This window comes from Streptomyces sp. NPDC006458 (genome assembly GCF_040612135.1).
Taxonomy (GTDB): Bacteria; Actinomycetota; Actinomycetes; order Streptomycetales; family Streptomycetaceae; genus Streptomyces.
Genome location: NZ_JBEXPR010000001.1, coordinates 212,825 through 227,740, shown reverse-complemented (window position 1 = coordinate 227,740; position 14,916 = coordinate 212,825). Strand labels below are relative to the sequence as shown.

At 73.6% G+C, this 14,916-nt stretch carries 10 protein-coding genes and 2 pseudogenes; 11 read left to right on the top strand and 1 reads right to left on the bottom strand.

Features of this window, described 5'->3' with window-relative positions:
- Positions 1 to 15: 15 nt before the first annotated feature.
- The gene (locus ABZZ79_RS01165) at positions 16 to 552 is read right to left on the bottom strand and encodes an HNH endonuclease (RefSeq protein ID WP_356685127.1); all 537 of its coding nucleotides are present in this window, start codon (positions 550 to 552) and stop codon (positions 16 to 18) included.
- Positions 553 to 877: 325 nt separating this feature from the next.
- Between ABZZ79_RS01165 and ABZZ79_RS01160 the strand changes: the two genes are divergently transcribed.
- From ABZZ79_RS01160 to ABZZ79_RS01110, 11 genes and pseudogenes are all read left to right on the top strand, one after another.
- Positions 878 to 1,966, top strand: coding sequence for a mechanosensitive ion channel family protein (locus ABZZ79_RS01160; protein WP_356685125.1), 1,089 nt, complete (start codon positions 878 to 880; stop codon positions 1,964 to 1,966).
- 597 nt (positions 1,967 to 2,563) lie between these two features.
- Positions 2,564 to 3,775 (top strand): ROK family transcriptional regulator, encoded by a 1,212-nt coding sequence (locus ABZZ79_RS01155; RefSeq protein WP_356685123.1) that lies wholly within the window; start codon positions 2,564 to 2,566, stop codon positions 3,773 to 3,775.
- Positions 3,776 to 3,858: 83 nt separating this feature from the next.
- Positions 3,859 to 4,008: pseudogene (locus tag ABZZ79_RS01150) on the top strand (ABC transporter substrate-binding protein); the annotation flags it as partial.
- Positions 4,008 to 4,424: pseudogene (locus ABZZ79_RS01145) on the top strand (carbohydrate ABC transporter permease); the annotation flags it as partial. The pseudogenes ABZZ79_RS01150 and ABZZ79_RS01145, both read left to right, overlap by 1 nt.
- A 4-nt stretch (positions 4,425 to 4,428) precedes the next feature.
- On the top strand, positions 4,429 to 5,694 hold the full coding sequence (locus ABZZ79_RS01140) for a 6-phospho-beta-glucosidase (protein WP_356685122.1): 1,266 nt from the start codon (positions 4,429 to 4,431) through the stop codon (positions 5,692 to 5,694).
- Positions 5,685 to 6,653: a BadF/BadG/BcrA/BcrD ATPase family protein gene (locus ABZZ79_RS01135; RefSeq protein ID WP_356685120.1), complete on the top strand. Its 969-nt coding sequence runs from the start codon at positions 5,685 to 5,687 to the stop codon at positions 6,651 to 6,653. The genes ABZZ79_RS01140 and ABZZ79_RS01135 overlap by 10 nt, the downstream gene beginning before the upstream one ends.
- A gap of 273 nt (positions 6,654 to 6,926) precedes the next feature.
- Positions 6,927 to 8,381, top strand: coding sequence for a hypothetical protein (locus tag ABZZ79_RS01130; RefSeq protein WP_356685118.1), 1,455 nt, complete (start codon positions 6,927 to 6,929; stop codon positions 8,379 to 8,381).
- A 14-nt stretch (positions 8,382 to 8,395) separates the two neighbouring features.
- Complete coding sequence (locus ABZZ79_RS01125; protein ID WP_356685116.1) at positions 8,396 to 9,415, top strand: glutamate ABC transporter substrate-binding protein; 1,020 nt, start codon at positions 8,396 to 8,398, stop codon at positions 9,413 to 9,415.
- 68 nt (positions 9,416 to 9,483) lie between these two features.
- Entirely contained in the window at positions 9,484 to 10,797 is a 1,314-nt protein-coding gene (locus tag ABZZ79_RS01120) for a hypothetical protein (RefSeq protein ID WP_356685114.1), read from the top strand.
- Positions 10,794 to 13,358 carry a tetratricopeptide repeat protein gene (locus ABZZ79_RS01115; RefSeq protein WP_356685112.1) on the top strand — a complete coding sequence of 855 codons (2,565 nt, stop codon included), beginning with the start codon at positions 10,794 to 10,796 and terminating at the stop codon, positions 13,356 to 13,358. The genes ABZZ79_RS01120 and ABZZ79_RS01115 overlap by 4 nt, the downstream gene beginning before the upstream one ends.
- A 3-nt stretch (positions 13,359 to 13,361) precedes the next feature.
- Positions 13,362 to 14,903 (top strand): PP2C family serine/threonine-protein phosphatase, encoded by a 1,542-nt coding sequence (locus ABZZ79_RS01110; RefSeq protein ID WP_356685110.1) that lies wholly within the window; start codon positions 13,362 to 13,364, stop codon positions 14,901 to 14,903.
- The last annotated feature ends 13 nt before the right edge of the window (positions 14,904 to 14,916 follow it).

The following is a 14,916-nucleotide window of genomic DNA, read 5'->3' as shown; positions in this document are numbered from 1 at the left end:
CGAAGGCCCGGATCGTCAGGCGGAGATGCCGTCGATCCGGGCCAGGGCGTCGTCCGCGCCGTACGGCTGCAGGTACGGCAGCCAGCGCGGATCCCTATGGCCGGTGCCGATGATGCGCCAGGCCAGTCCGGTGGGCGGGGCGGGTTTGTGGCGCAGCCGCCAGCCGATCTCGCCGAGGTGACGGTCGGCCTTCACGTGGTTGCAGCGGCGGCAGGACGCCACCACGTTGTCCCAGACGTGTTTGCCCCCGCGGCTGCGCGGGATGACGTGGTCGACGCTGGTTGCGACGCCACCGCAGTACATGCACCGGCCCCCGTCACGCGCGAACAGCGCCCGGCGGGTAAGAGGAACGGGCCCCCGATAGGGAACCCGGACGAATCGCTTGAGCCGGACCACGCTGGGTGCGGGGACTGTGACGGTTGCGCTGTGCAGAAAGGCGCCGGACTCCTCAAGGCATACGGCCTTGTTCTCCAGGACGAGGACGAGCGCGCGGTGGAGCGGTACGACGCCGAGGGGCTCGTACGACGCGTTGAGGACCAGGACATGCGGCACGGATGCCTCCTTGTACGCCGGCGGCGCGTGGCTCGCGCCGGGACGATCTGCAGTCAGTCTCTCCTCATGCCTGGTGAACGCGCCACCATGTCCCGGTAACGGGCTGGGAGTGTTTTCGACCACATCTCATTCATCCGTGGGATCACGAAGCGTTTATCCCCCCTGTTCATCCCCGGGTTCGTGTTCTTTCTCCCTCGAACACGGCAACGATCCGCGCACGATGCCCCGATAGTGTGGTGAACCCGCCCTCCGGTGACCCTTTCGTGACCTTGAAACACTTGACCGCCGAGCGGAGGGCGGATCGCTATACCTGGAGGTACCCGACGTGACGTCCCTGTCCGCCCTGCTCGCCGCCGCGAGCCCGTCCCCGTCGCCGTCGCAGACCGCGCCCGCGGTGCCGACGATCCAGGACGCTCAGGAGAGCGCGACCCACGCCGCGAGCTGGGTCGAGCAGAACTGGTCGACATGGCTGGCGATCGGGCTGCGCGTGCTGCTGATCCTGGTGGTCGCGGCGGTGCTGAGGGTGTTCGTGCGGCGGGCGATCACCAAGCTGATCGACCGGATGAGCCGCACCGCGCAGGCGGTGGACGGGACCGCGATAGGCGGGCTGCTGGTCAATGTGGAGCGGCGCCGGCAGCGGTCGCAGGCGATCGGCTCGGTACTGCGGTCGGTGGCGAGCTTCCTGATCCTCGGCACGGCCGCGCTGATGGTCATGTCGACCTTCGACATCAATCTGGCCCCGCTGCTGGCCTCGGCCGGTGTCGCGGGTGTGGCCATCGGCTTCGGCGCGCGGAACCTGGTGACCGACTTCCTGTCCGGTGTCTTCATGATCCTGGAGGACCAGTACGGCGTCGGCGACCAGATCGACGCGGGGGTCGCCTCCGGTGAGGTCATCGAGGTGGGCCTGCGGGTGACGAAGCTGCGCGGCGACAACGGCGAGATCTGGTACGTCCGCAACGGCGAGGTCAAGCGTGTCGGCAACCTCTCCCAGGGCTGGGCCACGGCCGGTGTCGACGTCACGGTCCGCCCGAACGAGGACCTGGACCGGGTGAAGTCGCTGCTCACCGAGACCGCCGACCGGATGAGCAAGGAGGAGCCCTGGAACGAGATGCTGTGGGGCCCGGTGGAGGTCCTCGGCCTCGACAGCGTGCTGCTCGACTCCATGGTGGTGCGGGTCTCCGCCAAGACGATGCCCGGCAAGGCCCTGAAGATCGAGCGCGAGCTGCGCTGGCGGATCAAGCAGGCCCTCGACGCCGAGGGCATCCGCATCGTCGGTGGCCTGCCGGCCCAGTCCGAGGCCGCGCGGGACGACGACCCGACGGCCGGCATGGCGGCCCCGTCGGTCTACGCCAACAGCTCGTCCCCGCAGTCGGCGGCGGCGTCCCCGCTGGCGCCGCCGAGCACGACGAAGTAGCCGCGCCGGACGCGCCGGACGCGGCAGACGCTTCGAACGGGAGGCGGCACCCCGGAGGTCCCGGGTGCCGCCTCCCGACGTTTCCAGCCTTCCCGGACGCGGCCCGCGGCGTTTCCGGGATTCCCGGGCGCCACCCTCCCTGCGGCCCCGGGAGCCCCCGGCGCCACCCTCCCTGCGGCCCCGGGAGCCCCGGGCGCCACCCTCCCTGCGGCCCCGGGAGCCCCGGGCGCCACCCTCCCTGCGGCCCCGGGATCCCCCGGGCGCCACCCTCCCTGCGGCCCCGGGAGCCCCGGGCGCCACCCTCCCTGCGGACCCGGGATCCCCCGGCGCCGCCCTCCCTGCGGACCCGGGGTACCCGAACCCGGCGCTCCCGGCGTATCCGGGGCGCACGGCATGCCTGTGCGGTGGGCGAAGGTGTGTCTCCCCGCCCGGGCATGCCTCCTCGGACAAACGACTCGACAGCCGCCTCGCCGCCTATTGACGCCTCCTTCCCGCCCGGCATACCGTCCTGCCACCGATAGGAAGCCTTCCTAACAGTGATCTTCCGCGGCACCACGTCGCGTGAGAAGCTGGGCCCCCGAGAGGCAGGTGTCGACCGTGGCAGGTACAGCCGGTACGCCGGGTACTCCGCGCGTGCTGCGCGCCATGAACGACCGGGCCGCCCTGGATCTGCTGCTGGAGCACGGGCCCCTCACCCGGACCCGGATCGGCAAGCTGACCGGGCTGTCGAAGCCGACCGCCTCACAGCTGCTGGCCCGCCTGGAGGCCGCCGGGCTGGTGCGGGTGACCGGCACCAGCGAGGGACGGCCAGGGCCCAGCGCCCAGTTGTACGCCGTGAACCCGACCGCCGCCCACGCCGCCGGACTGGACGTCACCCCCGACCGCATCCGTGCCGCCGTCGCCGACATCACCGGCCGTACGGTCGGCGAGTTCGAACTGGCCACCCCCGGCCGCCGCCCCACCCAGCCCGTCACCCAGCACGTCACCGCAGCCCTGGACGGAGCCGTGAAGGCGGCCGGACTGACCCGCGGCGACGTCCACCGGCTCGTCATCGGCACGCCCGGCGCCTTCGACCCCTCCACCGGCCGGCTGCGCTACGCCTCCCATCTGCCCGGCTGGCACTCCCCCACGCTGCTCGACGAGATCGCCGCCGCGCTGCCGATGCCGCTGGAGTACGAGAACGACGTCAACCTCGCCGCCGTGGCCGAACAGCGCCGCGGCGCGGCCCGCGGTCACGGCGACTTCGTGCTGCTGTGGAACCAGGAGGGCCTCGGTGCCGCCCTGGTGATCGGCGGCCGGCTGCACCGCGGCTGGACCGGCGGCGCCGGCGAGGTCGGCTTCCTGCCGGTGCCGGGCACCCCCCTGGTCCGCCAGGTCACCAGGGCCAACAGCGGCGGCTACCAGGAGCTGGCCGGCTCCCAGGCCGTTCCGCGGCTCGCCCGCGAACTCGGTATCGAGGACGTCCCCACCGGGCCGTACGCCGACGCCGCCGCGGACCTTCTCGCCCGCGCGGCCGATCACGCGACCGGCCCCTACCGCCAGTTGCTGGAGACGTACGCGACCCGGCTCGCGACCGGTCTCGCCTCGCTGGTCTCCGTCCTCGACCCCGAACTCGTCGTCCTCAGCGGTTCCTGCCTGACCGCGGGCGGCGAGGTACTGCGCGGCCTGGTCCAGGCCGAACTGGCCGAACTGGCCGCCGCACGACCCCGGCTGGTCGTCGGTGACGTGACCGAACACCCGGTTCTGCGCGGCGCGCTGGAGAGCGCGCTCGCCACCACCCGCGACGAGGTCTTCGACACCTCACGCTGACCCCTCAGCCACACCTTTCCGACCGCTTCCCTCCCCCTGCCCTGCCCCCGCCCTGCCCCTGCCCGCCCTTTGGGAGCCTCGCCATGCCCGGAACATCCAGAAAAGTCGCGCTCGCGATGGCCGCGTCCGTGTCCCTCGCCCTCCTCGCCACCGCCTGTACCGGTTCCCCGGACACGGGCGCCTCCGACGACCCCTCGCAGGAGACGACCCTCAACTTCTGGCACGCCTGGAGTGGCCGCTGCTGATCCCGATGGCGTTCGGCGACGCGTTCTCGGTGTTCCTGCTGCGCCAGTTCCTGATGACCATCCCCGACGAGTACCTGGACGCCGCTCGCGTGGACGGCTGCGGTGAACCGCGCACCCTGCTGCGGGTCGTGCTGCCGATGGCGAAGCCGGGCATCGCGGCCGTGGCGCTGTTCCAGTTCTTCTACGCCTGGAACGACTACTTCGGCCCGCAGATCTACGCCTCCGAGAACCCCGGCGCCTGGACGCTGTCCTACGGCCTGGAGTCCTTCAAGGGCGCACACCACACCGACTGGAATCTGACCATGGCCGCCACCGTCCTGGTCATGGCCCCCGTGATCCTCGTGTTCTTCTTCGCCCAGAAGGCGTTCGTCGAGGGTGTCACGCTCACCGGAGTGAAGGGTTAGACACGTGAAACTCACCGTGGTCGGCGGCGGTTCGACCTACACACCCGAACTGATCGACGGCTTCGCGCGTCTGCGCGACACCCTGCCCGTCGAGGAACTCGTGCTGGTCGACCCCGACACCGAACGCCTCGCACTGGTCGGCGGTCTGGCCGCGCGGATCCTCGCCCGGCAGGGCCACCCCGGCCGGGTCGTCACCACCTCCGACCTGGACGCGGGCGTGGACGGTGCCGACGCCGTGCTGCTGCAACTGCGCGTCGGCGGTCAGGCCGCCCGCGAGCGGGACGAGACCTGGCCGCTGGAGTGCGGCTGCGTCGGCCAGGAGACCACCGGCGCGGGCGGCCTGGCCAAGGCGCTGCGCACCGTCCCGGTCGTCCTGGACATCGCCGAGCGGGTGCGGCGCGCCAACCCCGGCGCCTGGATCATCGACTTCACCAACCCGGTCGGCATCGTCACCCGCGCCCTGCTCCGGGCCGGGCACAAGGCGGTCGGGCTGTGCAACGTGGCGATCGGCCTCCAGCGCAAGTTCGCCGCCCTGCTGGACACCGAGCCCGGCGAGGTCCACCTCGACCACGTCGGCCTCAACCACCTCACCTGGGAGACGGGGGTGCGCCTCGGCGGCCCCGAGGGCGAGGACATCCTGCCCGGGCTGCTCGCCGAGCACGGCGAGACCCTCGCCGCCGAGCTGCGGCTGCCGCGCCCGCTGCTGGACCGGCTCGGCGTAGTCCCCTCGTACTACCTGCGCTACTACTACGCGCACGACGAGGTCGTCCGGGAACTGGCCACCAGGCCCTCGCGGGCCGCTGAGGTCGCGGAGATGGAACGGCGGTTGCTGAAGTTGTACGGCGACCCGCAACTGGACACCAAACCGGAGCTGCTGGCCAAGCGGGGCGGTGCCTTCTACTCGGAGGCGGCCGTGGACCTGGCGGCCGCGCTGCTGGGGGGCGGCGGCAGCACCTACCAGGTGGTCAACACGCTCAACCGGGGCACGCTGCCGTTCCTGCCGGACGACGCGGTGATCGAGGTGCAGGCCGCCGTCGGCCCCAAGAGGGCGGCACCGCTGCCGGTCGCCCCCGTGGACCCGCTGTACGCGGGCCTGATGGCGAACGTGACGGCGTACGAGGACCTCGCGCTGACGGCGGCCCTGCACGGCGGCCGCGAGCGGGTGTTCCGCGCGCTGCTCGCGCATCCGCTGATCGGGCAGTACGAGTACGCCGAGCGGCTCACCGACTCGTTGCTCGCGCACAACCGGGAGCACCTCGCGTGGGCATGAGAGCGGCCGTGCTCGCCGTCGACGCGGGCAACAGCAAGACCGATGTCGCGGTCGTGACCGCCGCCGGGGAGGTGCTCGCCACCGCCCGCGGCGGGGGCTTCCGGCCGCCCGTGGTGGGGGTGCGGGCGGCGGTGGACGCTGTCGCCGAGGCGGTGGCACGGGCCTTCGCGGAGGCCGGGGTGAACCGGGTGGAGCACGTCTCCGCGTGCCTGGCGAACGCCGACTTCCCGGTCGAGGAGCGCGAGCTGGCGGACGCGCTGCACGCGCGCGCGTGGGGCGCGTCCACCGAGGTGCGCAACGACACGTTCGCGATCCTGCGCGCCGGGGTGGAGGAGCCGCGCGGGGTGGCGGTGGTGTGCGGGGCGGGCATCAACTGCGTCGGCATGCGCCCCGACGGACGTACCGCGCGCTTCCCGGCGATCGGCCGGATCTCCGGCGACTGGGGCGGCGGCTGGGGCCTCGCGGAGGAGGCCCTCCACCACGCCGCGCGCGCGGAGGACGGGCGCGGCGGGCCGACCGAGCTGGCGTTCACGCTGCCCGCGCACTTCGGGCTGGACAGCATGTACGCGCTGATCGAGGCGCTGCACCTGGAGCACATTGCGCAGCACCGCCGCCACGAGCTGACGCCGGTGCTGTTCGCGACCGCCGCCGCCGGCGACCCCATCGCCCGCTCGCTGGTCGACCGGCTCGCCGAGGAGGTCGTCGCGATGGCCGCGGTGGCGCTGACCCGTCTGGAACTCCTCGACGAGGAGACGCCCGTGGTCCTCGGCGGCAGCGTCCTCGCCGCCCGGCACACGCTGCTGGACGACCGGGTCCGTGAACTGCTCGCCGCCCGCGCCCCCAAGTCGGTCCCGCACGTGGTGACGGCCCGCCCGGTCCTCGGCGCGGCCCTGCTGGGCCTGGACCGGACCGGGGCCGGGGCCGAGGCGCAGGCGAGGGTGCGCGGGCACTTCGTCTGAGAGCCCCTCGCTCCACGCCCCGCGGGCGCCGCGTACGGCACTCCCGTCCCAGGGCCTGTCTGACCGAACCCCGTCGTCCGCCCTCGGGGCGGGCAGGCGGGGATCTGTCAGACAGGCCCTCGGAACCGAACCGGCTCGCTGGGCGTATTCATGGGCAGGGGGTGGTGCGGAACCGGAGCCGCGCTGCGATCCGATCAAGATCCAGCAAGGCCGGTGCGGATGCCGGTCCCGGCAGCGATACTTGCGGCGACGGATGACCAGGGGGAGGTCACAGTGACACACCCGCCGAAGAGCAGTGCGGCGCCACCGCGCCCCGGCGCGGCCACGACCGCCGCCGTGCCGCCGCAGGCGGGACCGGGCGGCCGCCCCGGTGCGCCCGCGGCCCCGGCGGGCAGCGGCGCGGCGCGCCGGACCGCGTTCGCCGAGGGTGTCGACCGGGTGCGGGTGACCGCCACGACGGAGCCGGGCCGGCTGCGCATCATCGGCGCGGTCCTGGCCGCCCTGGTCGTGGCGTTCGGCGCCGTCACCGCCGTGCAGAGCGGCGACCGCGCGGCCGCCGCCGACGCGGTGCTGCACGAGAGCCAGCCGCTCAGCTCCGCCGCCGCCGACATCTACCGCTCGCTCGCCGACGCCAACACCGCCGCCTCCAGCGGCTTCCTGGCCGGCGGGCAGGAGACCAAGGCCTCGCGCGAGCGGTACGAGAAGGGCATCCGCACCGCCGCGGCCGGCCTGGTTCAGGCCGCCGAGAACTCCGACCCCGACTCCACCGCGGCCGCCACGATCGCCGAACTCAACCAGCTGCTGCCCGAGTACAAGGGCCTCATCGAGCGCGCCCGCGCCAACAACCGGCTGGGCTACCCGCTGGGCGGCGCGTATCTGCGGTACGCGAACGACACCATGCAGACGGAGATGCTCCCGGCGGCCGAGAAACTGTACGTCTCGCAGAACGAGCGGCTGCGCGCCGACTACGCGAACGCCACCCCCTACCCGTGGATCGCGATGGCCGTCGGCGTGGCCGCGCTCGGCGCCCTCGGCTGGGCCCAGCGCCGCAACTACCTGCGCACCCACCGTGTCCTCAACCACGGCCTGGTCGCCGGTACGGCCGCCACCGCGGCGGTGCTGCTGTGGCTGGTGATCGGCCACAGCGTGGCCCGCGCGAACCTGAACGACTCCTACGACCACGGCGTGCGCTCGCTGAACGTCCTCAACGACGCCCGGATCGCCTCCCTCAAGGCCCGTGGCAATGAGAACCTGACCCTGGTCAACCGCGGCGCCGAGACCGTCGAGGTCGAACCGGGCGAGTTCCAGGACAAGTTCGACGTCGCCTTCAAGGACTCCATGAAGGACCTCGCCGCCGGGCTCGCCGCGGCCGGGGACCTCGCCGACGACGCGGCGGGCAAGGAGCCGGTCGAGGCGGCGGGCGGCAGCATGAAGGTGTGGCAGGAACGCCACAAGGAGGCCCGGGACGCCGACGACTCGGGCGACTACCAGAGCGCGCTGGACCGGATAATCGGCGCCAAGGCCGACAAGCCGACCGGGGAGTGCTTCGACGCGGTCGACCACAACCTGGACGTGGCCCTCCGGCACGAGCAGGGCGAGTTCCGGCAGGCCGCGGGAGACGGCCTCGGCGCCATGACCGGGCTAACGGTCGGCGCGGCCGTCCTCGCCGTGCTGGGCGCGGCCGGGGCGCTCCTCGGCATCGGGCGCAGGCTGTCGGAGTACCGGTGAGAGGGGGCGTGACGATGCGGGCACGACAGTTGGGGGCCGGCCTGAGGGGCTGGGGCGGTGTGGGCGCGATGGCGGTCGTGTGCGCCTTCGCGACGCTGTTCGCGCTGCTGCTGCCGCTCACCCAGGAGGACGGCGACGGCAGCACCGGCATCGGCGGGCCGGGCCTCGCGGACGGCACCCGGGTCAGGGCCGAGGAGTGCGAGAACCCCCAGGACCAGAGCCTCGCCCCGGCGGACACCGAGGGCGCGTCCATCGAGGCGATCAGGAAGCGCGGCTATCTGTCGGTCGGCGTCGACCAGAACAGCTACCGCTGGGGCTACCGCAACCCCAACAGCACGGAGAAGGACGTGCAGTTGGAGGGCTTCGACATCGACCTGGCCCGACGCATAGCCGACGACCTGCTCGGCTCCCCCGACAAGATCCGCTTCAAGGCGATCCCCACCAACCAGCGCGTCCCGGCGATCCAGAGCGGCCGCGTCGACCTGGTGGTGCGCACCATGACCATCACCTGCTCCCGCCTGGAGCAGGTGGCGTTCTCCGCCCCCTACTTCCTCACCGGCCAGCAGGTCCTCGCCCCGGTCAGCTCCACCGTCGAAGGGTACGACGACACGCTCGCGGGCACCCGCATCTGCTCGGCGGCCGGCTCCACGGCGTACGACAAGCTGGACGCGGACCGCAAGTCGGGCGAGCTGGACACGTCCGCGGACATCTCCACCACCGTGCCCAACCAGCTGGACTGCCTGGTGCGTCTCCAACTCGGCGTGGTGGACGCGGTGGTGACCGACGGCGCCCTCGCCGCAAGTCAGGCCGCGCAGGACCCGACGGTGGAGCTCAAGGGCGAACGTTTCACGACCGAGTACTACGGCGTGGCGATGAACCGGAAGGCGACCGATCTGGTCAGCCGGGTCAACCGGATACTGGAGCAGTACCGCATCGACCCGGACGGCTGGCGGGCCTCCTACGACATGTGGCTGCGGCCCACTCTGGGCGCGGACTCCGAATCGGCGACCCCGCCCGTGCCGAAGTACAAGTGACCTGCGGCGGGCCGACCTAGAGGGACGGCGGACAGAACACGGAACACGACAGCGACGAGAGGTGATCGATGGGCGCGGGACCCACCGGGCCGGTGCTGGACCGGGACGAGGTGGACCGTGCGCTGGCGCGGCTCGGCGCGGAGCACGAGGCGATCGAGACCTCGCTCCTCGCCCTCCAGGACCACGCGGGCCGCAGACTCCTCGAAGGCGCCGAGCTCACCGGCACGACCAAGGAGCGATGGCAGGCCACGGAGGCGTCGATCACCCTGCTGTGGACCTACTTCGACGCCTACAGCGGCACGCTGCGCTCCGCCCGTGAGATCCGCTCGCGCCGCCGCTGGTCCAGCCGGGAGGACCTCGCGGAGCTGACCGAGCTGCTGCGCGGGGAGTCCGTCACCGTCGCGGGCTCGGCCGCGCCCGCCTCGGAGGGTGCCGGGCGGCTGAGCCACAGCTTCACGCTGGCCGCGCTGGTGAACCGGATGAACGAGCTGTACGCGCGGTCCCTGGACATGGTGGTGACCGCCGACGCGGTGTGGTCGGCGCTGCCCGCCCGGATCGATTTACTGGCCGCGGAGCTCCAGCGCACCCGGCAGCTCGCCCACTCCGTGGGGGTGCGCCCCGGCGAGCACCCGTCCGGCGACGACCTGGAGCGCATCACGCGGACGCTCACCCGGCTGCGCGAGCAGGTGGTGTCCGATCCGCTGGCCCACTGGGTGCCGGCCGAGGGCAGTTCGGCGCCCGGCGGCGGCCGCCCGGACACGACGGTGTACGACCGTGAGGCACGCGCCCTGGAGGAGGTGCGCCGGGAGATCGACGCGGTGCTCACCGTCCGCCAGGACGCCGAGCAGCGGCTGATCCGGCTGCGGGACGTGCTCTCGCGCGCCGACCGCACCCTCGCCGAGGCGCGCACCGCGCGCGGGGAGGTCCTCGCGAAGATCGCGGCGACCGAGGTGCCGGTGGTCAGCGGCCCGGCGACCGTGCTCCAGGAGCAGCTCGCCGCGGCCGCCGAGTACCGCCGCCAGGCGCAGTGGCACCGGCTGTCGCCGCTGCTGGAGTCGCTGGAGGAGAAGGCGGAGGACGAACTGCTGCGCGCCCGCGAGTCGTTGACGGCGGTCACCGCGCCGCTGGCGGTCCGCGCGGAGCTGCGCGGCCGGCTGGACGCGTACAAGGCGAAGGTGGCCCGGCACGGCATGGCGGAGGACCCGGAGCTGATCGAGCGCTACGACGCCGCGCGGCGGATGCTGTGGAGTGCCCCGTGCGACCTGCGCGTCGCCGAACAGGCGGTGCTGCGCTATCAGCACGCGGCCGCCGAACTGCTGGGCGGCGGCCCGCGGGTGCCCGGGCAGGGCGGACCCGAGGACCGCAGAGGGGGGTTGTCATGAGTCAGGCGCAGCGCACCTGCCAGCGGCCGGGGTGCGGTGGGACGTACGAGGACGTGGGCGGCGGAGAGCTGTACTGCGACACCTGCGGGCTGGCCCCGGTGGTGTCGGCGGGCGGTCTGGTCGGCTCGGTGCCGACCGGGCGGACCGGCAGCGGCAGGGACTCCTCCGGCAGCGGGAGCGCGCGCACCGGCAGCCGGGCCAGTTCGCGTACGTCCTCGCAGTCGTCGAAGTCCCGGCGGTCGGTGTCGGGCCGGCTGTCGCGCGCGCTGTCGGGGGCGTCCACGGGCCGTTCGGTGTCCGTGCGCAGCTCCGGGTCCGCCTCGGGCTCCTCGGGCCGGGGGCGGCTGGGCGCGGGCCTGGTGCAGGTGCCGCAGGTCCCGCGGCCCGACCCGCGCGCGATGGTGCTGGACAACCCCGAGGTGCCCGAGCGCAAGCGGTTCTGCTCGCGTTCGGACTGCGGGGCGCCGGTCGGCCGGTCCCGCGGCGACCGTCCGGGCCGCACGGAGGGTTTCTGCACCAAGTGCGGCCACCCGTATTCCTTCGTGCCGAAGCTGAAGGCCGGGGACGTGGTGCACGGCCAGTACGAGGTCGCGGGCTGTCTCGCGCACGGCGGCCTCGGCTGGGTGTACCTCGCGGTGGACCGGGCGGTCTCCGACCGCTGGGTGGTCCTCAAGGGCCTGCTGGACACCGGCGACCAGGACGCGATGGAGGCGGCGATCTCCGAGCGGCGCTTCCTGGCGGAGATAGAGCACGCCAACATCGTGCGGATCTACAACTTCGTCGAGCACCTCGACCAGCGCACCGGCTCCCTGGACGGCTATATCGTCATGGAGTACGTCGGCGGCAAGTCGCTCAAGGAGATCGCCAACTCCCGCCGCACGCCCGACGGCCGGCGCGATCCGCTGCCGGTGGAGCAGGCCTGCGCCTACGGCATCGAGGCGCTGGAGGCGCTCGGCCATCTGCACAGCCGCAACCTGCTGTACTGCGACTTCAAGGTCGACAACGCCATCCAGACCGAGGACCAGCTCAAGCTGATCGACATGGGCGCGGTGCGCCGCATGGACGACGAGGAGTCCGCGATCTACGGCACGGTCGGCTACCAGGCGCCGGAGGTGGCCGACGTCGGCCCCTCGGTGGCCAGCGACCTGTACACCGTCGGCCGCACCCTCGCCGTCCTCACCTTCGACTTCCAGGGCTACACCGGCGTCTACGCCGACTCGCTGCCCGACCCGGACACCATCGAGGTGTTCCGGCAGTACGAGTCCTTCTACCGGCTCCTGGTCCGGGCCACCGACCCGGACCCGGCCCGCCGGTTCGCCTCCGCGCAGGAGATGAGCGAGCAGCTCACCGGGGTCCTGCGCGAGGTCGTCTCGCTCCAGAGCGGCCGCGCCCGCCCGGCGCTGTCGACGCTGTTCGGGCCGGAACTGCGCGTCACGGACACCGAGTTGGTGCCCAGGCTGACGGGTGAGGTGTCACGGCTCGGGGCGCGGGACGTCCGTGCCCGGCGGGCCGCGCCGGCGCAGGCCGCCGTGCCCCCGGCCGCGTACGCCCCCACGGGCGGTGTCGCCGGCGCGGCGCCCGGCGCCACCGCCGGCTCGCTCGCCCTGCCCACCGGACTGGTCAAGCCGGTCGACAGCCCGGCCGCCGCGCTCGCGCTGCCCGTGCCCCGGGTCGACCCCTCCGACCCCAACGCCGGTTTCCTGGCGGGCCTGTTGGCCACCGCCCCCGCGGAACTGCTGGGGGCGCTGGCGGGGGCTCCGGCCCCGTCGATCGAGACCCGGCTGCGGCAGATCCGCGCCCTGCTGGAGAACGGCGACGCGGCGCCCGCGCTGAACGCCCTCGCCGGTCTGGAGGCGGAAAGGCCCGACGACTGGCGGGTCGTGTGGTACCGCGGCGTGACCGCGCTGGTGACCGGCGATCCGGAGGGCGCGGCCCCGGCCTTCGACGCGCTCTACGACGCGTTCCCCGGCGAGACCGCCCCGAAGCTGGCGCTCGGCCTGTGCGCGGAACTGCTGGGACAGGCGGACAACGCCGCCGAGTACTACCGGCTGGTGTGGTCGACCGATCCGGGCTATGTGAGCGCGGCGTTCGGGCTGGCCCGGGTGCAGCTCGCGACGGGTGACCGCAGAGCGGCCGTGGTCACGCTGGAGTCGGTGCCGGAGTCGTCCATCCACTACACGGCGGCCCGGGTCGCCGCCGTCCGGGCGCGGCTGCGCCAGCGGACGGCGACGGCCGCCGACACGCCGTTGCTGGACGACCTGATGGCCGCCGCGGGACAGGTCGAGGCGCTGGACAACTACGGTCTGGACCCGACGCGGCGGGAGCAGTTGTCCGCCGAAGTCCTCGGCTGCGCCCTGGACTGGATACTCTCCGGTGGCCAGGGTTCCGCCCCGCACGCCGCCGGGGGACGGACGCTGCTGGGCAGCGGACTGGACGAGCGGGGCCTCAGGTTCGGCCTGGAACGCTCGTACCGTGCGCTGGCCCGGCTGGCGCGGGGCGGCGAGGAGAGGATCGACCTGGTGGAACGTGCCAACCGTTACCGCCCCCGGACGTGGGTGTAGTTGATGTCGCAGATGCCCCAGCAGGCCTCGTTGTCGAGGTGTCCGAGCTGCGCGGAGCCGCTGGAGTCGGGTGACCGTTTCTGCGGTGCGTGCGGTTACGACCTGTCCGCCGTGCCCGAGCAGCCGGAGGACCACCCGACGCTGACCATGAACGGCTCGCCGGCCGCGTCGGCCGCCGACCCGGGCTGGCCGTCGGCCGCCGGCCCGGACTCCTCCGACACCCCGCCGGGGGTGCATCTGCCCACCGACATCCGGGGCACGGACTCGGGCGGCGGTCCCCTGCACCCGGCACCGCAACCGGCACCGTACCCGGCGGGTCCCGTCGCAGCGGCCGCGCAGAGTGCTGTCGTACCGGGCTCGCCGAGTCCCGTCGTACCGGCCCCGCACGTCCCGGAGGGCGCCCCGCCCGTGCCCGTCGCGGCCCCGGCGGTACCCCCGCCGGCCCCGGCCGCGGCTCCGGCGCCCCCGTTGGCGGCTCCGGCACCCCCGGCCGCGGCTCCGGCACCCCCGGTGGCGGCTCCCGCCCCGCCCGCCGAGGGCGCCCGGTTCGATCACCGGGCCGAGCCCGACGAGTACCCCCTGCAGGCCCCCGACCCGCGGGTGGTCGACCCGAGCGCGCTCGGGGACGAGCCCACGGTGTGCGTGGCGTGCCGGGCGGGACGGGTCGACGGGGACGGGTACTGCGAGAACTGCGGGCACGCGCAGCCGCGCGAGCGCGACCACATGGAGCAGGAGTGCGGCCCGCTCGCCGCGGTCAGCGACCGCGGTCTGCGCCACCACCGCAACGAGGACGCGTTCGCCGTCGCCACCACCGCGCTGCCCGACGGCTCTCCGGCCGTGCTGGCGATCGTCTGCGACGGCGTCTCCTCCGCCACCCGCCCCGACGAGGCCTCGGCGGCCGCGTCGCAGGCGGCGGGCAAGGCCCTGCTGGCGGCCCTGCCGCGCGGCACGCACCCGCAGACCGCGATGCACGAGGCGATCCTGGCCGCCTCGCGCGCGGTCAACGCCCTCGCCGAGGAACCCGAGCCGGGCCACGAGCACGCCCCGCACCAGAACGCCCCGGCCTGCACCCTCGTCGGCACGGTGGTGACGGCGGGTCTGCTGGTCGTCGGCTGGGTCGGCGACAGCCGCGCCTACTGGGTGCCGCTGGACCGCTCCGCGCCCTCGGCCCGGCTCACCGAGGACGACTCCTGGGCCGCGCAGATGGTCGCGGCGGGCCTGATGAACGAGGCCGAGGCGTACGCCGACGAGCGTGCCCACGCGATCACCGGGTGGCTCGGCGCCGACGCCTACGAACTGGAGCCGCACACCGCCTCGTTCAAACCGGACCGGCCCGGCGTGGTCATCGTGTGCACCGACGGCCTGTGGAACTACGCCGAGGCGGCCGAGGAGATGGCCGGTGCCGTCCCGCTGGACGCCGCCGTACGGCCGCTGCACAGTGCCCGGGTTCTGGTCGGCCACGCCCTGGACGGCGGGGGCCACGACAACGTAACAGTGGCCGTCGTGCCGTTCCCGGCACCGCCCCAGGGGGCAGGATCGGCCTGAGGCCGTCAGGTGG